The sequence below is a fragment of the Mesorhizobium sp. M1328 genome (assembly GCF_040318075.1).
Taxonomy (GTDB): Bacteria; Pseudomonadota; Alphaproteobacteria; order Rhizobiales; family Rhizobiaceae; genus Mesorhizobium.
In genome coordinates, this window is record NZ_JAMYLO010000001.1 from 64,613 (window position 1) to 86,041 (window position 21,429).

18 protein-coding genes and 1 pseudogene are annotated in these 21,429 nt (G+C 63.3%); 15 read left to right on the forward strand and 4 right to left on the reverse strand.

Annotation, left to right across the window (positions count from 1 at the left end; translation table 11 throughout):
* The first annotated feature begins 18 nt into the window (after positions 1–18).
* The 10 genes from NKH23_RS00295 to NKH23_RS00340 all read left to right on the forward strand — a co-directional run bounded on the left by NKH23_RS00295 (position 19) and on the right by NKH23_RS00340 (position 11,776).
* Entirely contained in the window at positions 19–2,001 is a 1,983-nt protein-coding gene (locus NKH23_RS00295) for a CocE/NonD family hydrolase (protein WP_352915148.1), read from the forward strand.
* Between the two features lie 155 nt (positions 2,002–2,156).
* On the forward strand, positions 2,157–3,743 hold the full coding sequence (locus tag NKH23_RS00300) for an ABC transporter substrate-binding protein (RefSeq protein ID WP_352464554.1): 1,587 nt from the start codon (positions 2,157–2,159) through the stop codon (positions 3,741–3,743).
* A gap of 16 nt (positions 3,744–3,759) precedes the next feature.
* Positions 3,760–4,719 carry an ABC transporter permease gene (locus NKH23_RS00305; RefSeq protein WP_352464556.1) on the forward strand — a complete coding sequence of 320 codons (960 nt, stop codon included), beginning with the start codon at positions 3,760–3,762 and terminating at the stop codon, positions 4,717–4,719.
* 11 nt (positions 4,720–4,730) lie between these two features.
* On the forward strand, positions 4,731–5,558 hold the full coding sequence (locus NKH23_RS00310) for an ABC transporter permease (protein ID WP_352717291.1): 828 nt from the start codon (positions 4,731–4,733) through the stop codon (positions 5,556–5,558).
* On the forward strand, positions 5,558–7,228 hold the full coding sequence (locus tag NKH23_RS00315; protein WP_352717290.1) for an ABC transporter ATP-binding protein: 1,671 nt from the start codon (positions 5,558–5,560) through the stop codon (positions 7,226–7,228). The genes NKH23_RS00310 and NKH23_RS00315 overlap by 1 nt, the downstream gene beginning before the upstream one ends.
* Positions 7,229–7,330: 102 nt before the next feature.
* A complete protein-coding gene (locus tag NKH23_RS00320) occupies positions 7,331–8,170 on the forward strand; it encodes an alkaline phosphatase family protein (RefSeq protein WP_352717288.1) in 840 nt (279 codons plus the stop codon).
* Positions 8,171–8,306: 136 nt separating this feature from the next.
* Positions 8,307–8,870 (forward strand): sigma-70 family RNA polymerase sigma factor, encoded by a 564-nt coding sequence (locus NKH23_RS00325; protein WP_352452243.1) that lies wholly within the window; start codon positions 8,307–8,309, stop codon positions 8,868–8,870.
* Positions 8,867–9,535: an anti-sigma factor gene (locus tag NKH23_RS00330; protein WP_352915145.1), complete on the forward strand. Its 669-nt coding sequence runs from the start codon at positions 8,867–8,869 to the stop codon at positions 9,533–9,535. Before NKH23_RS00325 ends, NKH23_RS00330 begins: the two co-directional genes overlap by 4 nt.
* Positions 9,525–10,976 carry a S8 family serine peptidase gene (locus NKH23_RS00335; protein ID WP_352977085.1) on the forward strand — a complete coding sequence of 484 codons (1,452 nt, stop codon included), beginning with the start codon at positions 9,525–9,527 and terminating at the stop codon, positions 10,974–10,976. The genes NKH23_RS00330 and NKH23_RS00335 overlap by 11 nt, the downstream gene beginning before the upstream one ends.
* Before the next feature lie 362 nt (positions 10,977–11,338).
* A complete protein-coding gene (locus tag NKH23_RS00340; protein ID WP_352717284.1) occupies positions 11,339–11,776 on the forward strand; it encodes a YybH family protein in 438 nt (145 codons plus the stop codon).
* A 161-nt stretch (positions 11,777–11,937) separates the two neighbouring features.
* Here NKH23_RS00340 and NKH23_RS00345 read toward each other — a convergent pair.
* The 3 genes and pseudogenes from NKH23_RS00345 to NKH23_RS00355 form a co-directional block, all read right to left on the reverse strand.
* A pseudogene (locus NKH23_RS00345) lies at positions 11,938–12,115 on the reverse strand (transcriptional regulator); the annotation flags it as partial.
* A 65-nt stretch (positions 12,116–12,180) separates the two neighbouring features.
* The gene (locus NKH23_RS00350) at positions 12,181–12,675 is read right to left on the reverse strand and encodes a DUF8737 domain-containing protein (protein ID WP_352717283.1); all 495 of its coding nucleotides are present in this window, start codon (positions 12,673–12,675) and stop codon (positions 12,181–12,183) included.
* A 23-nt stretch (positions 12,676–12,698) separates the two neighbouring features.
* Positions 12,699–13,517, reverse strand: a complete 819-nt coding sequence (locus NKH23_RS00355; protein ID WP_352717281.1) for a class I SAM-dependent methyltransferase — start codon at positions 13,515–13,517, stop codon at positions 12,699–12,701.
* A 95-nt stretch (positions 13,518–13,612) separates the two neighbouring features.
* On the opposite strand from NKH23_RS00355, the gene NKH23_RS00360 reads away from it, so the two are divergent.
* Positions 13,613–14,521: a LysR family transcriptional regulator gene (locus tag NKH23_RS00360; RefSeq protein ID WP_352717280.1), complete on the forward strand. Its 909-nt coding sequence runs from the start codon at positions 13,613–13,615 to the stop codon at positions 14,519–14,521.
* Positions 14,522–14,604: 83 nt separating this feature from the next.
* Here NKH23_RS00360 and NKH23_RS00365 read toward each other — a convergent pair whose 3' ends face one another.
* A complete protein-coding gene (locus NKH23_RS00365; RefSeq protein ID WP_352915137.1) occupies positions 14,605–15,627 on the reverse strand; it encodes a substrate-binding domain-containing protein in 1,023 nt (340 codons plus the stop codon).
* 361 nt (positions 15,628–15,988) lie between these two features.
* On the opposite strand from NKH23_RS00365, the gene NKH23_RS00370 reads away from it, so the two are divergent.
* The 4 genes from NKH23_RS00370 (at position 15,989) to bglA (ending at position 21,410) form a co-directional block, all read left to right on the forward strand.
* Positions 15,989–17,344, forward strand: a complete 1,356-nt coding sequence (locus tag NKH23_RS00370) for an ABC transporter substrate-binding protein (protein WP_352915135.1) — start codon at positions 15,989–15,991, stop codon at positions 17,342–17,344.
* 227 nt (positions 17,345–17,571) lie between these two features.
* On the forward strand, positions 17,572–18,585 hold the full coding sequence (locus NKH23_RS00375) for a carbohydrate ABC transporter permease (protein WP_352717276.1): 1,014 nt from the start codon (positions 17,572–17,574) through the stop codon (positions 18,583–18,585).
* Between the two features lies 1 nt (position 18,586).
* The gene (locus tag NKH23_RS00380; protein WP_352717274.1) at positions 18,587–19,741 is read left to right on the forward strand and encodes a carbohydrate ABC transporter permease; all 1,155 of its coding nucleotides are present in this window, start codon (positions 18,587–18,589) and stop codon (positions 19,739–19,741) included.
* Between the two features lie 4 nt (positions 19,742–19,745).
* A complete protein-coding gene (gene bglA, locus NKH23_RS00385) occupies positions 19,746–21,410 on the forward strand; it encodes a beta-galactosidase BglA (protein WP_352915130.1) in 1,665 nt (554 codons plus the stop codon).
* The last annotated feature ends 19 nt before the right edge of the window (positions 21,411–21,429 follow it).

A 21,429-nucleotide genomic window follows, 5' to 3' on the forward strand; every position in this document is an offset into this window, starting at 1 on the left:
CGGGGCGTTATGCCCCGCATGAAAACCGTCACTGAATTTCCCCGCAAGGTTGTCGAATTTCCGGACATGGGGATCGTCATGCCGGACGGCTGCCGCCTGTCGGCGCGGGTATGGATGCCGGCCGATGCTGCCGACGATCCGGTGCCGGCGATCCTCGAGCACCTGCCCTACCGAAAGCGCGACGGCACGATCTACCGCGATCAGCTGACGCATCCCTATTTTGCCGGCCACGGCTACGCCTCGATCCGCGTCGACATGCGCGGCAATGGCGATTCCGAAGGGCTGATGGACGACGAGTATTCCGAGCAGGAATTGCAGGACGCTTGCGACGTCATAGCCTGGGCGGCGGCGCAGCCCTGGTGCAACGGCAATGTCGGCATGATGGGCATTTCGTGGGGCGGCTTCAACTGCCTGCAGGTAGCAGCCAAGCAGCCGGGGGCGCTGAAGGCGGTCATCAGTCTCTGTTCGACGGTCGACCGCTATGCCGACGACATCCATTACAAGGGCGGCTGCTTGCTGATCGAGAATTTCGGCTGGGCCTCGACCATGCTGTCCTATTCGTCACGGCCGCCGGATCCGTTGCTGGCCGGCGACAACAAATGGCGCGACCTGTGGCTGACCAGGCTGGAGAACCAGCCCTTCCTGGCACCGCTGTGGCTGAAGCACCAGCATCGCGATGCCTATTGGAAGCGCGGCTCGATCTGCGAGGACTATTCCGCCATCCATGCCGCGGTGCTGTCGATCGGCGGCTGGCATGATGGCTATCGCAATACGATTTCCCATCTCGCCGCCAATATCGAGGCGCCGGTCAAGGGCATCGTCGGCCCGTGGATCCACAAATACCCGCATTACGCCGCGCCCGAACCGCGCATCGGCTTCCTGCAGGAGGCGTTGCGCTGGTGGGACCGCTGGCTGAAGGACCTCGACACCGGCGTCGAGGCCGACCCCGCCTACCGCGCCTATGTCATGGACAGCGTGCGTCCGGCGCGCTGGCATCCCGAGCGGCCGGGCCGCTGGGTCGCTGAATCGGAATGGCCGTCACCCAACATCAAGACGCAAGAGGTTGAGCTTATCGCTGAAGGCAACTACGCTATCGTCGCTTCGCCGCAAAGCTGCGGCCTTGCCGGTGGCGAATATTTCCCCTTCACCTTTGGACCGGAACTGCCGGGTGACCAGCGCCCCGACGACGCGCTGTCGGTGTGTTTCGACCAGCCGGTGCTGACCGAAGCGGTCGACATCGTCGGTGCTCCCGAAGTTCTGGTCAGGGTTTCGTCGGACCGGTGCCAGGCGAACATCGCGCTTCGGCTGTGCGACGTCCATCCGGACGGAGCGTCGGAGCTGATTTCCTACGGCGTGCTCAACCTGACGCATCGCAACTCGCACGAATTTCCCGAAGCGCTGGTGCCCGGCGAAACCGTCAGCGCCCGGGTGGTGCTCGATCAATGCGCCTATAGCGTGCCGGCCGGCCACCGCTTGCGTGTTGCCATCTCCAACAGCTATTGGCCGATGATCTGGCCGTCGCCGGAGCCGGTCCGGCTGGAATTGTCGGCCGCGACATTGACGCTGCCGCTGCGCCCGCCGGCGAAAGGCGACGAGGTCACCTTCCCCGCCCCCGAAGGCGCCACGCCCTGGGCAACCGAAACGGTCCGCGCCGCCAATTCCGAGCGTCATGTCGATCGCGACGAAAAGACCGGAATGATCACGCTTTCCATCGTCGACGATTTCGGCGAAGTGCGCGATCTGCAACACAGCCTTGCCAATGGCAACATCGCCAGAGAGACATGGGCGATCCATCCTGACAATCCGCTGTCAGCGTCGGGCAAGACGCATTGGACCCAGACGCTGTCGCGAAATGGATGGTCGGTGCGCACCGAAACCTTCGCCGAAATGCGCTCCGACGTGCAAAGCTTCATGGTTAGCGCCAGAATTGAAGCGTATGAAGGCGAGAAACTGGTCTTCGAGCGCAACTTCGTGGAGAAAATCCCGCGCGCACTGCTTTGAGCGCTTATAACGATTGGTCCAATTGCGACGCACGATTTACGCCACGGCATGTCGCATTCGGTCTTGCTTACCGCTTTCCCTTACGGTCATTATTCTCCCAATTGAAAATGAGAAAAACGACCATAAGGTCGGACCAACAGAGTGAGGAACTCAACATGTCTAACGAACTGGAATATCTGAGCCGGCGCGTTGCGTCCGGCAAACTGAGCCGTCGTGATTTTCTCGGCCGGGCGGCAGCGCTCGGCGTCACCGCAACCTTCGCCAATTCGCTGCTTTCCAGCGCTTCCCGCGCGGCGGGTCCGGTCAAGGGCGGCACGCTCAAGGCCGGCCTGGTCGGTGGCGAATCCACCAACAGCCTCGATCCGGCGCTGTTCATGACGCAGGTGCCGTTCGCCTTCGGCAAGATGTGGGGCGAACTGATCGTCGAGCTGTCTCCCGAAGGCAAGCTCGAGAACCGCATTGCCGAGGAGATCGGCTCGTCGGACGACGCCAAGACCTGGACGCTGAAGATCCGCGATGGCGTCGAGTTCCACAACGGCAAGAAAGTGACTGCAGAGGACGTGGCCGCCACCCTCGAACGCCATTCGGACGAGAAGTCGAAGTCCGGCGCGCTCGGTTACATGAAAGGCATCGAGAGCATCAAGGCCAGCGGCAAGGAAGTGGTGCTGACGCTGAAGGAGCCGAATGCCGACCTGCCCTACCTGCTTAGCGACTATCACCTGATCATTCAGCCGAATGGCGGCAAGGACAAGGCCGATGCCGGCATCTCGGCGGGTCCTTACAAGGTCACCACCAACGAGCCCGGCGTGCGCCATGGCGGCGAGCGCTTCGCCAACTACTGGCAGGGCGACAAGATGGGCCATGCCGACCAGATCGAGATCATCGTCATCAACGACGCCACGGCGCGTACGGCGGCCCTGCAGGGCGGCCAGGTCCACATGATCAACCGCGTCGAGCCGAAGATCGTCGATCTGATCAAGCGCGTGCCCGGCGTCACCATCCGCAACCATTCGGGACCCGGCCACTACGTCTTCATCATGCACTGCAACACCGCGCCGTTCGACAACAACGATTTGCGCATGGCGTTGAAGCTGGCGATCGACCGCGAGGAGATGCTGAACAAGGTGCTGCGTGGCTATGGCTCGCTCGGCAACGACTTCCCGATCAATGCATCGTACCCGCTATTCACCGAGATCGAGCAGCGCAAATACGATCCCGACAAGGCCAAGTTCCACTACAAGAAATCGGGCCATGACGGTGCCGTCCTGCTCCGGACGTCGGACGTCGCCTTCCCCGGTGCCGTCGACGCCGCACAGCTGTTCCAGCAAAGCGCGGCCAAGGCCGGCATCAAGCTGGAGATCAAGCGCGAACCGGGCGACGGCTACTGGTCGGAAGTCTGGAACAAGCAGCCCTTCTGCGCCTCCTACTGGGGCGGCCGGTCGACGCAGGACCAGATGTACTCTACCGCCTATCTGTCGACGGCCGACTGGAACGACACACGGTTCAAGCGTCCGGATTTCGACAAGATGGTGCTGGCGGCTCGCGCCGAGCTCGACGAGGCCAAGCGCAAGGCAATGTACCACGACATGGCTGTGATGGTGCGCGACGAGGGCGGCCTGATCCTGCCGATGTTCAATCAGTTCATCGACGCGACGGGCGCCAAGGTTGCCGGCTGGGTGGATGATCCGCATCAGGAGTTGATGAACGGATATGCTCTCGCGAAGTGCTGGCTCGAAGCCTGAGCCCGGCCTTGCGGATATGTCCTCACCCATCTTGAAACTGGTGGCCCAGCGCATTGCGCTGGGCATCATCCTTCTGTTGGCCGTTTCGGTCCTGATCTTCGCCGGCACCCAGATCCTGCCCGGCGACGTCGCACAAGCCATTCTCGGGCAGTCGGCGACACCGGAGTCGCTCGCCAATCTGCGCGAGCAGCTCGGCCTCAATGATCCGGCTTACATCCGTTATTTTCGTTGGCTCGGCGGCATCCTGACCGGTGATCTCGGTACGGCTATGTCGAGCGGTCAGGATATCGCAACCTCGATCAAGGGAAGGCTGTGGAACACGCTGTTCCTCGCCTTCTGGGCGGCGGTCGTCGCGGTGCCGCTGGCGATCATCCTCGGGCTGATCGCGGTGCGCTACCGCAATGGCTGGGTCGACAAGCTGATCTCGGGACTGGCGCTGGCCTCGACGTCCTTCCCGGAATTCTTCGTCGGCTATGTTCTCGTCTTTTTCTTCGCGGTGCAACATCAATGGTTTCCCGCCATTTCCACTGTCTATGACGGGATGCCTTTCGGCGAACGCATTCAGGCCATCGCACTGCCGGCGGCGGCGCTGACCCTGGTGGTGCTCGCCCATATGATGCGCATGACGCGCGCCGCGATCCTCAATGTCATGCAGTCGGCCTATGTCGAAACCGCCGAACTCAAGGGGCTTTCGGCCTTCGCGGTCATCCGCAGGCATGCCTTCCCCAATGCCATTGCGCCGATCATCAACGTCGTGATGCTCAATCTCGCTTACCTGATCGTCGGCGTCGTCGTGGTCGAAGTTATCTTCGTCTATCCAGGCATGGGCCAATACCTCGTCGACCACGTCACCAAGCGTGACGTGCCGGTTGTGCAGGCGGTCGGGCTGATCTTCGCCGCCGTCTACATCAGCCTGAACATCATCGCGGACATAGCGGCGATTGTCGCCAATCCGCGCCTCAGACATCCGAAATGAAGGGGTCGGGCATGCTCGTCATCAAACGCATCCCCATCCCGGCATTGATCGGCATCGTGCTGACGGCACTGTTCGTCTTGGCGGCAATCTTCGCGCCGTGGATCGCGCCGCACGGTAATGCAGAGATCGTCAGCGACGTCCCTTGGGAACCGATGTCGGCGGCGCATTGGCTGGGCACCGACAATCTCGGCCGCGATCTGTTGTCGCGCATGATCTATGGCGCCCGCATCACCCTGTTCATCGCGGTGCTGGCGACCGCGCTGTCGTTCTCGCTCGGCGCCATCCTCGGCTTTTCGGCAGCGGTTTTCGGTGGCTGGTTCGACACGCTGCTGTCACGGCTTGTCGATCTCCTGATGTCGATCCCGACACTGATCATGGCCCTTGTCGTGCTTTCGGTGCTGCCATCCAATCTGGTGACACTGATCCTGGTCATGGGCATTCTCGACTCGACCCGCGTCTACCGCCTGTCGAGGGCGGTCGCCGTCGACATCAACGTCATGGATTACGTCGAGGCGGCCAAATTGCGTGGCGAAGGCAGCGGCTGGATCATCTTCCGCGAAATCCTGCCCAATGCGCTGTCGCCGCTGGTTTCGGAACTCGGCCTGCGCTTCATCTATGCCGTGCTGTTCCTGTCGACGCTGTCCTTCCTCGGGCTTGGCGTGCAGCCGCCGGACGCCGATTGGGGCGGCATGGTCAAGGAAAACAAGGATGGCATCGTCTTCGGCATAGGCGCCGCCCTCATTCCGGCGGCAGCGATCGCAGCGCTGGCGATTTCCGTCAATCTTGTCGCCGACTGGGTGCTCAACCGCACGACAAGCCTGAAGGGAGGACGCGGGTAATGGCTGACAAGCAACCGAAGCCCGGGCAACCGAAGTCCGGCGTGCTGCTCGACATCCGCAATCTGCGCATCGAGGCCACCGTGTATCCGCCGGGCGAGGCGCCGAAGAACATCGTGCTGGTGCACGATGTCTCGCTGACGCTGGAGAAGGGCAAGGTGCTCGGATTGATCGGCGAGTCCGGCGCCGGCAAATCGACCATCGGCCTGTCGTCGATGGGCTACGGCCGCGGCGGCGTGCGCATCACCGGCGGCGAGGTCATCCTCAACGGCCGGGATATCCTCAAAGGCGGCAAGGAGGGCTTTCGCAAGCTGCGCGGTCGCGAGGTCTGCTATGTCGCGCAATCGGCGGCGGCGGCCTTCAACCCGGCGCACAGACTGATGGACCAGGTGGTCGAAGCGACGCTGCTGCATGGCAGGGCGACACGGGCCGCGGCCGAAAAACGCGCCGTCGCGCTGTTCAAGAAGCTCAGCCTGCCGAACCCCGAAAGCATTGGCGAACGCTTTCCGCACCAGGTGTCCGGCGGCCAGCTGCAGCGTGTGATGACGGCGATGGCGCTGTGTTCCGAGCCCGACCTGATCGTCTTCGACGAGCCGACCACGGCGCTCGACGTGACGACGCAGATCGACGTGCTGGCGGCGATCAAGGACGCCATCCGCGACACTCATGTCGCGGCGCTCTACATCACTCATGACCTTGCTGTCGTCGCGCAGGTCTCGGACGAGATCATGGTGCTGCGCCATGGCCGGCTGGTCGAATGGGGCGGCACCCGCCAGATCATCAAGGAGCCGCGCCAGGAATACACCAACGCGCTGGTTTCGGTGCATGAGATCGAACACCAGGAGCAGAAGCCCGGCACGAGCCCGTTCCTGTCGGTCAAGAACATCACCGCCGCCTATGGCCGCAGTCACATCAAGGTGCTGAAGAACGTCTCGGTCGATATTTTCCCGGGCCAGACGCTGGCGGTGGTCGGCGAGTCCGGCTCCGGCAAATCGACACTGGCGCGCGCCATCACCGGCCTCTTGCCGCCCGAACAAGGCACCGTCACCTTCGACGGACGGCCGCTCGCCAACCGGCTTGCCGACCGGCCGAAAGAGGATCTTCGCCAACTGCAGATGATCTACCAGATGGCCGACGTGGCGATGAACCCGCGCCAGACGGTCGGCACCATCATCGGCCGGCCGTTGGAATTCTATTTCGGTCTGCGCGGAAGGCAACGTGACGCCCGTGTCGCGGAACTGCTCGACAAGATCGAGATGGGCAAGGGTTTTGTCGACCGCTACCCGGCCGAGCTTTCCGGCGGCCAGAAACAGCGTGTCTGCATCGCCCGCTCGCTCGCCGCCAAGCCGAAGCTGATCATCTGCGACGAGGTGACCTCGGCGCTCGATCCGCTGGTCGCCCACGGCATACTGGAGCTGCTGCTCGGGCTGCAGAAAGAGGAAAACGTCGCCTATCTGTTCATCACCCACGACCTGGCCACGGTCAAGTCGATCGCCGATTCGATCGCCGTGATGTATCGCGGCGAAGTGGTGCGCTACGGCGCCAAGAGCACCGTGCTGACGCCACCCTTCGATGCCTATACCGATCTTTTGCTGTCGTCGGTGCCCGAAATGGAGATCGGCTGGCTGGAAAAGGCGATCAAGGGACGCCGCATGGCTAGCGCGGGGAACTAGCGGGCCGGCCATTGCGCGTGACGATCCTGTCCGGGCGTGGATTGAACGGCAGGCCCCAGGCGCACGATCCGACTTATCCGACTAAACCGCATGGAGCCGCCTATGGCGCTCGACACAAAACTGTTGCTCATCATTCTCGACGGCGTGCCTTACCGGAACTGGCGACGGCTGATGGGCAATCTCGAAGGCTGGGTGCAATCCGGCGACGCGCGCGTGTGGAAGATGCGCTCCGTGCTGCCGTCGACCTCGGCATCCTGCTATGCCTCAATCCACACCGGCGTGCCGCCCCAAGTGCACGGCATCCTGTCCAACGAAAACCGGTTTCGCGTCGAACAGCCGGACGTTTTTTCCGAAGTCACGAAGGCCGGCGGCAAGACGGGTGCGGTCACCCATTCCTACTGGTCCGAATTCTTCCGGGGCTATCCGTTCGACCTGGTGGAGGACATGGAGTTCGACGAGCCGGGCGGGCCGATCAGCCATGGCCGGTTCCACACCATGACCGGCTACAATGACAGCAACCAGATGACGCCGAGCGACGTCGACCTGTTCGCGACGTTGACCATGCTGACCAGGCGCTACGGCATCGACTACGGCATCCTGCACAGCTGCACGCTGGACTCGATGGGCCACCGCTTCGGCCATGACTGCCACGAGATGGATCATGCCGTCTATGCAATGGACGCCATGCTCGCCGGCTTCCTGCCGCGCTGGCGGGAGGCCGGCTACGAGGTGATCGTCACCGCCGATCATGGCCAGACCAATCGCGGCCATCATGGCGGCCACGACGAGGAGATGCAGGATTTCGCACTTTACTACTTCGGATCCGGCGAGGGTCCGGAAGCCAATACGCTGCTCGATCAGCTGCAACTCGCGCCGACGGTGCTTGCGCGTCTCGGCGTGCCGGTGCCGGCGACAATGAAGGCCGAGCCATTTCTGAGCTGAGCGCGCGCCCTCTTCTCCCCTCTGGCAACGTTCCCGCTCTTCGGCTAGCCTCCGCAAAATTCCTCGGGCGGATGCGGTGAACCTTTTTGGGCCGATCAGCGACAGAGAAGGCAGGAGCCAGGCGGCTCGACCGGCGATGACTGCCGCGGAGACCGATCGCGCGCTCGTCGAGCGGGTCGCGAAGGGCGACCGTGCCGCCGTGCGGCTCCTGTTCATGCGCCACCACGCGCGGGTCTACCGCTTCGTGGCACGCCAGACGGGATCGGAACTGATGGCCGACGATATCGCGAACGAGGTGTTCCTCGAACTCTGGCGGCAGGCGCCGGCCTTCGAGGGCCGCTCGGAGGTCTCGACATGGCTGCTCGGCATTGCCCGCTTCAAGGCGCTGTCCCTGCTACGCAAGAAGAAGGAAGACTGGATCGACGACGATGACGCGGCCCAGGTCGCCGACGGCGCCGACACGCCGGAAGTCGTGACAATGAAGGAAGACAAGGCCGCTGCCTTGCGACGCTTCATCGATGCCATGCCGGAAGAGCACCGTACGGTGATCGACCTTGCCTATTATCACGGGCAATCGGTGAGCGAGATCGGCGAGGTACTCGGCATCCCGGTCGCCACGGTCAAGACCAGGATGTTCTACGCCCGCAAGAAACTCGGCGAAGCCCTCAAGGCCGCCGGTTACGACAGGGGGTGGCCATGAGCGCCGCTGAAAAAATGTCGCGCCGCGACAAAATGGAAATGCTGCTGCCGTTTTATCTGAACGGCTCGCTGGAGGGCACCGAGCTCGAAGCCATCGAGGAATGGCTGGCGAGCGATCCGGCGGCGATGGCCGCACTTGGCGAGGCCGAGGCCGAATTCTCCGGCACCGCTGCCGCCAACGAGGCAATCCGCCCGCCGGCCGATGCGCTCAGCCGCTTTGCCAGGGCGCTCGACGCCGAGGCCGGCCCGGCCCGCGCGCCTGCGGCATCGTCCTGGCTGGCGCAGGCCTGGAGCCGCTTCATGGCGGTGCCCGCCGGCGTCGCCTGGGCGGCGGCCACGGTGCTGCTGGCCCTGGTCGTCGCGCAATCCTTTGTGCAGACCGGCAACAGAGGTGGCGATTTCGAGATTGCCGGATCGGAGCACGATCTGGCCAAAATGCCGTTTGCACTGGTGAAGTTCAAACCGGATGCGAAGCTGTCCGACATCGTCGCTTTTCTCGACCAGAACCAGTTGAAGATCGCCGGCGGGCCGACCGCCGACGGCGTCTTCCGCCTTGGCGTTCCGGCCAAGACCGCCGCCGACTATCAGAAGCTGCTTGGCCTTATTGCCGCCCAGCCTTTCACCGAAGCTGCCCTGGAGGGAAGGAAACCGGCTGATGGCGGCTAAGGCGGTCATTCGATTGACGGCGGCGATCACAATCTTCGCCGCGTCCGCAATGGCCCAGACCAACGACCCGAACCTCACCCAGGCTGAGATCGACTGCCTGAACCGGGGAAGTGCTGCCAACGCCGACTGCGCCAAGGATGGCGGCGGCGTGAAGGATGGCGGCAAAGCGCCGGCTCCTGGAACGACGGGCGCGGTGTTTCTTCCGGGCTTGATTGTCGACCTGTTCCCCAATCCTACCGCAGTCACCGGGGCGCCGATACCTCCTGGCAATACTGCGGCCCCGCCGTCTGCTCCGCCTTCGGGCGCCCCGGCAACACAGGCTGCCGCGCCGGGCGGTCCGGTGGTTGCGCCGACCGATCTTGTCGCAACCGAGCCGCGGCGCGCCGTGATCGGCGATTTCGTGCCCGACGAGGTGCTGGTCACGATCAATGGCGATGCCGGTGCGGTCCAGCAGATCGCCGCCTCGTTCGGCCTCGAAATACGCTCGCAGCGGCAGTCGCGGCTGCTCGGCAACACGCTGGTGCGCTTCGGCATACCCGATGGCCGCCCGGTCGGCGTCGTGCTGGCGCAACTTGCCGCCAACGGCCGCATTTTGCGGCGTGAGGCCAACCATGTCTATGCGCTGCAGCAGGCGGCCAGCATCGTCAATTATGCGTTCGAGCGCATCGCACTCGACGCCAACGCGGCCAGCGGCGAGAATGTCCGCGTCGGCGTCATCGACACCGGCATCGACGACAGCAACCCGGCGCTTTCCGGCGTTATTGCCGGGCAGTTCGATGCCATGCCCGACGTGCCGATCAAGGCCCGCGACCACGGCACTTCGGTGGACGGCCTGATCGCCGGCACCGGCGCGTTCAAAGGCATGGCGCCGGGCGCCAGGATCTATCACGCCCGCGCCTTCGAGGGCGGCAAGTCGACCATGGACGTGATCCTTTCGGCGCTCGACTGGGCGGCGGAGCAGGATGTCCGCATCATCAATATGAGCTTCGTCGGCCCGAAGAACGACCTGCTCGGCATCGCCTGCCGCAATGCGCGCGCGCTTGGCATCGTGCTGGTCGCGGCCGCCGGCAATAACGGGCCGAAGGCGCCCTATGGTTATCCGGCCGCCTTCGACGGCGTGATCGCGGTGACGGCCACCGATGCCAAGGACGGGCTGATGCCGCAGGCCAATCGCGGCGCCTACGTCTTCATCTCCGCTCCCGGCGTCGAGATGGTGGCGCCGAGCGGCGCCGGCTCGGATGTGGTGACCGGGACCTCCTTTGCAGCGGCGATCGTGACCGGCGCGATCGCCAATCTGTTGCATGCCGCGCCCGACCGCTCCGCCGACTGGGTCGAGAAAGCACTCGCCGCCACGGCAAAGGATCTCGGGCCCAAGGGGCGCGACAATGATTTCGGCTTTGGGCTTCTGGACACCAAGGCGGCCGAGGCGGCGAAGAACTAAGTCTCGTGTTTGAAGCTTCTGCCTTATCAAAGCTCAATCAGTTGGTTGTCGCAAATGGCCGAGAAGGGTGGAGGCCGTGTAAAAACTCGACTCTGGCCGACGCTCTCAAGGGCAGCAGCATTATTCGAGGACAGAATTCTACGCTCAGGATATCGCGACGGGTTTCCACCGGCCTCGGTGGAGAGCGGCCATTTACCGAGCCGTCTCACAACGCTGTCGCGAAACTTGTCTCACGCCGTGCTATAATGACCAAGCCAACCTGCACTACGCCGCAGTAGGGAAAATGCTTCACCGCGGGCACACAGAATGTAGACCTGTGGTCGCCAGTCCTGATCAGAAATAGAAACGACAGGGAGGATGACGTGTCCCTCGACGCCAGTGACTTCGATCAAGCAGTTGAAGAATACCACCTGGCTCTGGATGAGTTCATGAAAGGAAACCCCGCGCCAGCGAAGAAGCTCTTTTCCCAACGAGACGATGTAACACTGGGCAATCCGTTTGGCCCTTTCGCGCATGGATGGAAACAGGTCATTGAGACGATGGAGCAAGCGGCATCGAACTACAGGGACGGCGACGCTACCGGCTTCGAGAACATAGCGAAGTGTGTGACGTCTGAGCTGGCATACATCGTCGAAGTGGAGCGGCTCAGGTCCAAGGTTGGCGGTCGGAGCGATGTCACGCCTCTTGCGTTACGCGCGACGAGCGTCTTTCGCCCAGAAGATGGTCTGTGGAAGATTGTGCATCGTCATGCCGATCCGATAACGACGGCTCAGCCGGCCGATTCGGTACTCCGCCGATAGCGGTTGTGGTATGGGGGAAGCGATCGATCTCCTTTGCTGCTGCAGCGCGGCTGTTCTTCAGTCCGTTCCCTGCTAAGGGTCGGCCCGCGTCATCGGGCTCGCAGGGTCGGACGGCCGCTCTGGGTCGAACTCGGTCGCCCGGAGTGATCGAGTTTTGACCTTTAGGCAGGCACGCCGGCGACCGATCCCCTGACCACCAGGTCGACCGGCCAGACCTCCGCGAGCCCCCTCCTCCAGGCCGGAAATGCGCGCCGCCAGCCGTTCGGCGATGCGTGCGCCCGCCAGGCGGATCGACGGACGTGTGGTCGACAGCGGCACCGAAAAATTTTCCGGCTTCAGGACAATGATTTCGGCTTTGGCCTGCTGGACACCAAGGCGGCCGAGGCGGCCAAAGAATAGCCCGCTCAAGTCGCGTTTTGCCGAGGACGTGCCAGAAAATAGAACGCGGCGATGTGCGTGATCATCAGCAGCGGTACGTAGATGATCGGGATCGCGTAGGTTGCGCCCAGTTCCCCCGCGCGGGCAGGAAGGCCGATCTGAATGGCGTGATAATAGTCGACGATGAGGTCGACCGTCCCTACGACGTTGAAGGCGACGACCAACGACCAGAAGAGCGGGCGTATCCTCACCGTGAGCAGCGCCAGCATGGCCAGCACGCCAGTCGCGAAATCGCCGTAGGCGGCGAACACGGCGAAATCGGCAGGCAGATTGGGGCTTACGACGCCTGGAACCATGAAGACGAGCCCGAAGAAGCGGAAGCTGTGCAGCGTAGCGATAGCGCGTTGCGCCGCGACCCGGTCCATCGACCTGAGCCACGGCCAGACATACGCCCCGAAGCAGAGCAGCCACGCGACATAGCCCAGAACGAGATGGGTTTGAAACAGTACTTCCGTGGACATCTGACGTCCTCCCAACAGTTGGTTCACACGGCCTCGAACACCGCGGTCAGGACGCCGAGCCGGCCTTGCATGAGATTTCGTCCCAGGTTGGTCGAAAGCTGAGCGAAGTCCGGTCCCATCACCACGCCGAGATTTGGTGAAGGCGGCGGCCCGGATGCGCGCAGTTGCGCGAACCAGGCCTTGGCGGTCTCGGTGTCGTCTTGCCACGCCAGCACGCGGAAGCCGGCCGGTTCGATCGCCTCGCCCGTCGCTTCGGCTGTGAGGAGGAAGCTCGTCGCCGGCGTTCGCGCCCAAGGCAGCGGATAGTGCGGCTCGCCAATGGCCGAGACGACGTCGAAGGTGGCAAACCTGCCGCCTGGTTTCAGCACGCGCCGGATCTCGCCGTAGAGCCGCGCCCGGTCGGAGATGTTCATCGCCACATGCTGCAGCAGCACGACGTCGAAACGGCTATCATCGAATGGAAGCTCCAATGCGCTGGCGGTCTGAAACGACAGCTGCCCGCTTTGTCCCGTGCGCTCGGTCAGATAGCGCGCAGCATCCACGAAAGGCTCGCTGAGGTCCACGCCGGTAACCCGGCAGCCATAGGTCGCAGCCAGAAAGCGCGCCGGCCCGCCGACGCCCGAGCCGACGTCCAGAACCGACGTGCCGGCCGCGATCCCCGCCAATTGGGCAATCTCGGCGGTCGAGGCAAGCCCACGGGTGTGAAACTGGTCGAGGGTGCCCAATTGCTGGGGCGTAAGAAGCTGATCCTCCGGGCCGAGGGCAGCCAGTACCATCTTCAGCCGCTCGGTCAGGCCGGTCGCGCGATAATGGTCGCGCACGCCATCAAGTTCATCGGTCATTGCAATATATCTCCTGGGCAAGATGTCTCCTGGCTTGCAGCTCTTACCTAAGCCCGCTTCCATAATCCGACTATCCGCTGTAATCAGAACAACCTATGAAGCAGGACTACACAATCCGGCGTGGTGCACTGGAGGGCGTCGAGGTGTTCCTGGCTGTCGCCAGGCACCGCAATTTCCGCCGTGCCGCCGCCGATCTCGGCGTGACGCCGTCCGCCGTGAGCCAGGCGGTGCGCACGCTGGAAGCCCGCATGGGTGCGGCGCTGTTCGCCCGCACGACGCGGAGCGTCGGTCTGACCGAGGCCGGCCAGCGCTTCCTCGAGCGCGCCGGCCCTGCCTTCGAGGAGATCGCCGCGGCCGGCGAGGCTGCGCGCGACGTCGGCCAACGGCCGACCGGGCTGCTGCGCCTGTCCGTGCCCCGCGCCGTCGTGCCATTGATCCTGGAGCCGATGATCGCGTCGTTCTGCCAAGCCTATCCTGAGATCGAACTGGAGATCGCCGCGAGCGACGAGATGGTCGATCTCGCGATCGGGGGGTTCGATGCCGGCATCCGCCTCGGCCAGCTCATCGCGCCCGACATGGTTGCAGTGCGGCTTACGCCGCCGTTCACGTTCGTGGTCGTCGGCAGCCCTGACTATCTCGAGCGCCACGGCTACCCCGAACGTGTCGACGACTTGCGCCACCACGCCTGCCTACGCTTGCGCCGCTCGAACGGCGCCATCGCGCCCTGGACCTTCGCCGACGGCAACGGTGCTATCGAGGCGATCGTCTCAGGCCCACTGATCGCGCACGACTATCCAACGTTGCTCGGGGCTGCGACAAAGGGCGTTGGGCTGGCGCAGACGCCTCGACCCGTCGCCGAAGGTCCGATAGCCGAAGGAAAACTCAGACCGGTGCTGGACGACATCGCTGCGACGACGCCGGGCGTCTTTCTCTACCATCTTGGCAAGCGCCAAGTCCTGCCGAAGCTGCGCGTCTTTATCGATCACCTCAAGTCCGCGGCCTGAGACATGACGCATGGCGATTGCCTGTGCTGGCCAACAGCCACCCAACGGCGACTTTGGTCGTTCAGAGTGATTGAGTTATGCCCCTAGGCAGGCGCGCCGGCGACCGATCCCCTGACCACAAGGTCGACCGGCCAGACCTCGCCGCGAGCGCCCTCCTCCAGACCGGAAATCCGCGCCGCCAGCCGTTCGGCGATGCGTGCGCCGGCCAGGCGGATCGACGAACGTGTCGTCGACAGCGGCACCGAAAAATTTTCCGGCTTCAGCCAGGGAAAGACGTCGTCATGGGCGATCAGCGACAGGTCGCCCGGAATGGTCAGGCCGAGATCGCGCACCGCCCGCACCACGCCGAGCGCCATGATCAGGCTGGAGCAGGCGATCGCCGTCGGCGCGTCGCTTTGTTCCAGCAGACGCCTGGCGGCGCGGTAGCCGTTCTCCTCGGTCATGGTGAGGGAACAGACATGCTGATCACGAAGCACAAGGCCGCTTGCCGCAAGCGCGCGCCGCACGCCGCGCTCGCGATGGATGGCGAAGGTCTCGCGATCATCGCCATTGATCAGTGCCAGCCGCCTGTGACCGAGTTGGACGAGTAGCCGCGCCGCCTCGTGGAAGGCGCCCTCATTGTCGATGTCGGTGAAGGGGTAGTCGAAATCGAAGCCTTCGCTGCGGCCGTGGACGATGAAGGGAATGCCGAGCGTATTGACGAGTGCCACCCGCCGGTCGGCCGGCCTCGGCGAGGAGATATAGACCGCGTCGACCTGCCGGTTGGCGACAATGCGCCGGTAGGTCGTCTCCTGGTCGTCGGCATCGGCCGGTGACAGCACCAGGTCGAGCTCGTGCGAACGCGCATAGTCGCCGAGGCCGGACAGGAACTCGACGAAATGCGGGTCGATATCGACGGTCGTTCCCGTCGGCAGCACATAGCCGATCATGCCGGTCTTGCCGGTCGCCAGCCGGCGCGCGCTCGGATTGGGGCGATAGCCGTGACGCTTGGCGGCATCCATCACCCGCCGGCGCGTTTCCTCGTTGACTTCCGGGTAGCCGTTCAATGCGCGGCTCACCGTGGTCTGCGAAAGCGCCAGCATGTGGGAGAGCTGCTTGAGGTTCACCGGAGGCCTCCAACCTCAAAGCGCTTCTAATCTGAATCGATCTGGCCGCTACGAACCGAGTTGCCGAGCGTGATGACCATACGCACGGTTCGGACCGGTTTGAAGCCGAATTTGCTGCTGCACCGCCAGAAAACTGTGCTGCAGCGCACTTTCGCCGGCACTCGACTGCAGAAATTAAATCGATTAAGCCGGCTTCCTCTTGACTCGCGATCAATTCAGTGGCGAGATCAAAATGACCAAAGCGCTTTGGAAGACTCTGCGAAAGGTTGCAGTTCCTTTCCGACTGAGTCACAGTCCTGCAGCGCCGGCGGACGGAATGGAGGTTTCGTTCGGTGTTTGTCACCACTGGGAGGGAATACCGATGAAGAAAATGCTTCTGCTGGGCGCCGCGTTTGCCACGCTAGCCCTGGCCATGCCCGCGCAAGCCGAACTGAAGTTCAAGCCGGGCGAAGATCCCCGTTTCAACTGGGCCAACTACGAAGAGCTCAAGAAGGTCGACCTCAAGGGCGAGACGCTGACGATCTTCGGACCGTGGCGCGGCGAGGACGAAGGGCTTATCCGCACCGTCCTCGATTACTTCTCCGAAGCCACCGGCGCCGAGATCAAGTACTCCTCGTCGGAGAATTACGAGCAGCAGATCGTCATCGACACGCAGGCCGGCAGCCCGCCCAACATCGCCGTGCTGCCGCAGCCGGGCCTGATCCAGGATCTGGCATCGAAGGGCCTTTTGACGCCGCTCGGCGACGACACCGCCAACTGGGTCAAGGACAATTACGGCGCCGGCCAATCCTGGGTCGACCTCGGCACCTTCAAGGACAAGGACGGCAAGCCCGGCTTCTTCGCCTTTCCTTATAAGGCCGACGTGAAGTCGCTGGTCTGGTACTCGCCGGACAATTTCGAGGAAGCCGGCTACAAGGTGCCGAAGACGCAGGAAGAGCTTGCCGAGCTCGAAAAGAAGATCATCGCCGACGGCGGCACGCCATGGTGCATCGGGCTTGGTTCGGGCGGCGCCACCGGCTGGCCGGCGACCGACTGGGTCGAAGACATCATGCTGCGCACCCAGACGCCCGAGACCTACGACAAATGGGTGAAGAACGAAATTCCGTTCAACGATCCGGCCGTGGTCAACGCCATCGACATTTTCGGCAAGATCGCGACCGACGACAAGATGGTCGAGGGCGGCGCCAAGGCGGTTGCGGCGACCGATTTCCGCGACAGCCCGAAGGGCCTCTTCTCGGTGCCGCCGAAATGCTATCTGCACCACCAGGCATCGTTCATCCCGACCTTCTTCCCGCAAGGCACCAAGATCGGCGAGGATGCCGACTTCTTCTATTACCCGCCCTACGCCTCCAAGCCCGAGCTCGGCACTCCGGTGCTCGGCGCCGGCACGCTGGCCATGATCACCAAGGACTCCAAGGCAGCGCGCGCCTTCATCGAATTCCTGAAGCTGCCGCTCGCTCATGAGATCTGGATGGCACAGGGCGGCTTCGTGACGCCGTTCAAGTCGGTCAACAAGGACGCCTATGCCAGCGACGCGCTGAAGAAGCAGGGCGAGATCCTGGCCAACGCCTCGACCTTCCGCTTCGACGGGTCCGACCTGATGCCGGGCAAGATCGGCGCCGGCGCGTTCTGGACCGGCATGATCGACCTGGTCGGCGGCAAGTCCGCCCAGGACGTCGCCACCGACATCCAGAAAAGCTGGGACGCGATCAAGTAAGCGGCCGGCTTGAGTTCCCAATCTGATGCGGTCCGGGCCTCAAACGGCCCGGATCCTATCCGGTGCTTGGCGTCGCGTCGATTGTCGTGAGCACAACGCATTCCGGCATGACGCGCGCCCAGTGACCTGCTTTTCGGCTGGTCGCGCTCCAGACAACTGAATCGGCGCATGATCCCGTCGCCAAAGCCATTCTCGACTGGCGGATCCGTGCGCAGGGGGAGGGACCCATGGCGGCTCAGATTTTTTCGGCGATATTCGTCATCATCATCGGCGTGGGCGGCTGCGTCGCCTATTTCTGGGGCGCCAACAAGGCACTCGACACAATCTTTCCGGCACGCGGCGTTTCCGGCAAGGCGGCGATTAACAATCTGCGCCGGCAGGGGGTGATCCGACCCTGGCTGTTCGTCGGGCCGGCGATGATCATCCTCACCATCTACCTGATCTACCCGGTGGTGGAGACGCTGAGGCTGTCGTTCCTCGATCGCGGCGGCGGCCATTTCGTCGGCTTGGCCAACTATCAATGGGCGTTCGGCGACCGCGAGTTCCGCAACTCGATCCTCAACAACATCATCTGGCTGGCGGTGGTGCCGGCCGCCTGCACCTTCCTCGGGCTGATAATCGCCGTGCTCACCGACAAGATCTGGTGGGGCACCATCGCCAAGAGCCTGATCTTCCTGCCGCTGGCCATCTCCTTCGTCGGCGCCAGCGTCATCTGGAAATTCATCTACGAGTATCGCGGCGACGGGCAGACGCAGATCGGTCTGCTCAACGCCATCATCCAGTATTTCGGCGGCCAGCCGCAGGTCTGGATATCGCTGCCGTTCTGGAACAACTTCTTCCTGATGGTCATCCTGATCTGGATCCAGACCGGCTTTGCCATGGTCATCCTGTCGTCGGCCTTGCGCGGCATTCCGGAAGAGACGCTGGAAGCCGCCGTCATCGACGGCGCCAACCCTTTCCAGATCTTCTGGAAGATCATGGTGCCGCAGATCTGGGGGACGATCGCCGTCGTCTGGACCACCATCACCATCCTGGTGCTGAAGGTTTTCGACATTGTGCTGACCATGACCAACGGCCAGTGGAACAGCCAGGTGCTGGCCAATCTGATGTTCGACTGGATGTTCCGCGGCGGCGGCGATTTCGGTCGCGGCGCCACCATCGCCATCATCATCATGATCGCGGTCATTCCGATCATGGTCTGGAACATCCGCCAGGCGAACAAAGAGACGGAAGGACATTGAGATGGCCGCGTCGACCGGAAAGTCCTTTTTCAGCCGTTTCGGCGTCCATATCGCCGTCTTCATCTTCGTCGCGATCTGGACGATCCCGACGCTCGGCATTCTGGTCTCGTCGCTGCGCGACAAGGACCAGATCATCGCTTCGGGCTGGTGGAACTCGTTCACCAGTTCCAGCCAGACGGAAGCCGGACGGCTGCCGCCCGCCTCGGCGCAGGTCGAGAAGGACGGCAAGTTCGTCCTGCAAGGCAATATCTTCGGCGACGGCCCGGCCCGCAACATCAGCGCCTTCGGCGTCAAGTCGGCAGCGCCGACGCAATATCCCGCCAGCACGACAGCCGATCTCGGCGACGGCGTGACCTTGCAGCTCAATGCCGACGGCAGTTTCGTCATGACCTCGCCGAAGGCTTTCGAAGGCGAACGCGGCCAGCGCGTCTATTACGCCTCGTCGGCGCCGCCGAAATTCACCACCGACAATTACGACACGGTGCTGTTTTCGGAAGGCATCGGTCGCTCCTTCATGAACTCGCTGACCGTCACCATTCCGGCGACCGTCATCCCGATCCTGATCGCCGCGTTCGCCGCCTACGCGCTGGCCTGGATGCGCTTTCCCGGCCGGGCCCTGCTCATCGCCGTCATCATCGGCCTCCTGGTCGTGCCGCTGCAGATGTCGCTGATCCCGCTGTTGAAGCTCTATAACGGCGTCGGCAGCTTCTTCGGCGTGCCGTCGAAGACCTATCTCGGCATCTGGCTGGCGCATACCGGCTTCGGCCTGCCTTTCGCCATCTATCTCCTGAGGAGCTATATCGCCGGCCTGCCACGCGAGATCATGGAATCGGCGCGCATCGACGGCGCCAGCGATTTCGAGATCTTCGTCAAGATCGTGCTGCCATTGTCGTTCCCGGTGCTGGCCTCGTTCGCCATCTTCCAGTTTCTCTGGGTGTGGAACGATCTGCTGGTGGCGATGGTTTTCCTTGGTACCGAGGGCGACCAGATCGTGCTGACCGCCAAGCTCAATGCGTTGCTCGGTTCGCGCGGCGGCGACTGGGAGATCCTGACGACATCGGCCTTCGTCACCATCATCGTGCCGCTGATCGTGTTCTTCTCGCTGCAGCGCTATTTCGTCCGCGGGCTGCTTGCCGGCTCGGTGAAAGGAGGTTGAGATCATGCAATCCGCTTTGAAGGCCACCCCGAAGCCCGATCTCGCTACAGATCGCGACTGGTGGCGAGGTGCCGTGATCTACCAGATCTACCCGCGCAGCTATCAGGATTCGAACGGCGACGGCATCGGCGACCTGAGGGGCATGATCGGCCGGCTGCCCTACATCGCCTCGCTCGGTGTCGACGCGATCTGGATCTCGCCATTCTTCAAATCGCCGATGAAGGATTTTGGCTACGACGTGTCGGATTATTGCGACGTCGATCCGATGTTCGGCACGCTGGCCGACTTCGACGCGCTGACCGCCGAGGCGCACCGGCTTGGTCTCAAGGTGATGATCGACGAGGTGCTCTCGCACACCGCCGACATCCATCCCTGGTTCAAGGAAAGCCGTTCGAGCCGCAGCAATCCAAAAGCCGACTGGTACGTCTGGGCGGATGCCAAGCCGGACGGCACGCCGCCCAACAACTGGCTGTCGATCTTCGGCGGCTCGGCCTGGCAGTGGGACACCAGCCGCCAGCAATATTATCTGCATAATTTCCTGGCCGAGCAGCCCGACCTCAATTTCCATAGCCGCGCGGTCCAGGACGCGCTGCTCGACGTCACCCGCTTCTGGCTGGAGCGCGGCGTCGATGGCTTCCGCCTCGATACCATCAATTTCTATTTCCACAGCCAAGGCTTGGAAGACAATCCGCCGCTGCCGCCCGAGCAGCGCAACGACCAGACGGCGCCTGCCGTCAACCCCTACAACTACCAGGACCATCTCTACGACAAGAGCCGGCCTGAAAACCTCGGCTTCCTTGAACGCTTCCGCGCCTTGCTCGACGAATATCCGGCGACGGCCGCGGTTGGCGAGGTCGGCGATTCGCAGCGTGGGCTGGAAGTAGTGGCGGCCTACACGGCAGGCGGCAAGCGCGTGCATATGTGTTACTCCTTCGACTTCCTGGCGCCGGAGAAGATCAGCGCGGCAAAGGTACGCTCGGTGCTGGAAACCTTCGGCAAGGTGGCCAGCGACGGCTGGTCGTGCTGGGCCTTCTCCAACCATGACGTGATGCGCCCTGCCTCGCGCTGGGCAGCCGGCGAGCCCGACCCGACCGCCTACCTCAAGGTGATCTCGGCGCTGCTGATGTCGTTGCGCGGCTCGGTCTGTATCTATCAGGGCGAGGAGCTCGGGCTCAGCGAGGCTGAACTCAGCTTCGAGGATCTGCAGGACCCATACGGCATCCGCTTCTGGCCGGAATTCAAGGGCCGCGACGGCTGCCGCACGCCGATGGTTTGGGACGGCGCTGCCCGCAATGGCGGCTTCTCGACGGCAAAGCCCTGGCTGCCGGTGCCCAGCAAGCACCTTGCGCAAGCGGTCAATGTGCAGCAAGGCGACGACGGCTCGCTGCTCGAGCACTACCGGCGCTTCCTGGCTTTCCGCCGCGCTCATCCGGCACTGGCCAAGGGCGATATCGAGTTCATCGAAAGCGACGGTGACACCGTCGCCTTCACGCGCCGCGAAGGCAACGAGCAGATCGTCTGCGCCTTCAATCTCGGCGCAAAGCCGGCCGAAGTCGATCTTGGCGGCCGCTCACTGCAGCCCTTGCCGGGACACGGGTTTTCGGGACAGACTGGCGCCGGCACTATCCGCCTCGGCGGCTACGGCGCCTGGTTCGGGCGTATCGACTGAATTCAAGGAAGAACTGGAG

Excerpts from the sequence above, each read along its gene's own strand:
- NKH23_RS00315 (WP_352717290.1), top strand. The coding sequence starts at position 5,558 with ATGGCTGACAAGCAACCGAAGCCCGGGCAACCGAAGTCCGGCGTGCTG.
- NKH23_RS00305 (WP_352464556.1), top strand. The coding sequence starts at position 3,760 with ATGTCCTCACCCATCTTGAAACTGGTGGCCCAGCGCATTGCGCTGGGC.
- NKH23_RS00325 (WP_352452243.1), top strand. The coding sequence starts at position 8,307 with ATGACTGCCGCGGAGACCGATCGCGCGCTCGTCGAGCGGGTCGCGAAG.
- bglA (WP_352915130.1), top strand. The coding sequence starts at position 19,746 with ATGCAATCCGCTTTGAAGGCCACCCCGAAGCCCGATCTCGCTACAGAT.
- NKH23_RS00300 (WP_352464554.1), top strand. The coding sequence starts at position 2,157 with ATGTCTAACGAACTGGAATATCTGAGCCGGCGCGTTGCGTCCGGCAAA.
- NKH23_RS00310 (WP_352717291.1), top strand. The coding sequence starts at position 4,731 with ATGCTCGTCATCAAACGCATCCCCATCCCGGCATTGATCGGCATCGTG.
- NKH23_RS00380 (WP_352717274.1), top strand. The coding sequence starts at position 18,587 with ATGGCCGCGTCGACCGGAAAGTCCTTTTTCAGCCGTTTCGGCGTCCAT.
- NKH23_RS00330 (WP_352915145.1), top strand. The coding sequence starts at position 8,867 with ATGAGCGCCGCTGAAAAAATGTCGCGCCGCGACAAAATGGAAATGCTG.
- NKH23_RS00295 (WP_352915148.1), top strand. The coding sequence starts at position 19 with ATGAAAACCGTCACTGAATTTCCCCGCAAGGTTGTCGAATTTCCGGAC.
- NKH23_RS00360 (WP_352717280.1), top strand. The coding sequence starts at position 13,613 with ATGAAGCAGGACTACACAATCCGGCGTGGTGCACTGGAGGGCGTCGAG.
- NKH23_RS00335 (WP_352977085.1), top strand. The coding sequence starts at position 9,525 with ATGGCGGCTAAGGCGGTCATTCGATTGACGGCGGCGATCACAATCTTC.
- NKH23_RS00350 (WP_352717283.1), bottom strand. The coding sequence starts at position 12,675 with ATGTCCACGGAAGTACTGTTTCAAACCCATCTCGTTCTGGGCTATGTC.
- NKH23_RS00320 (WP_352717288.1), top strand. The coding sequence starts at position 7,331 with ATGGCGCTCGACACAAAACTGTTGCTCATCATTCTCGACGGCGTGCCT.
- NKH23_RS00370 (WP_352915135.1), top strand. The coding sequence starts at position 15,989 with ATGAAGAAAATGCTTCTGCTGGGCGCCGCGTTTGCCACGCTAGCCCTG.
- NKH23_RS00355 (WP_352717281.1), bottom strand. The coding sequence starts at position 13,517 with ATGACCGATGAACTTGATGGCGTGCGCGACCATTATCGCGCGACCGGC.
- NKH23_RS00375 (WP_352717276.1), top strand. The coding sequence starts at position 17,572 with ATGGCGGCTCAGATTTTTTCGGCGATATTCGTCATCATCATCGGCGTG.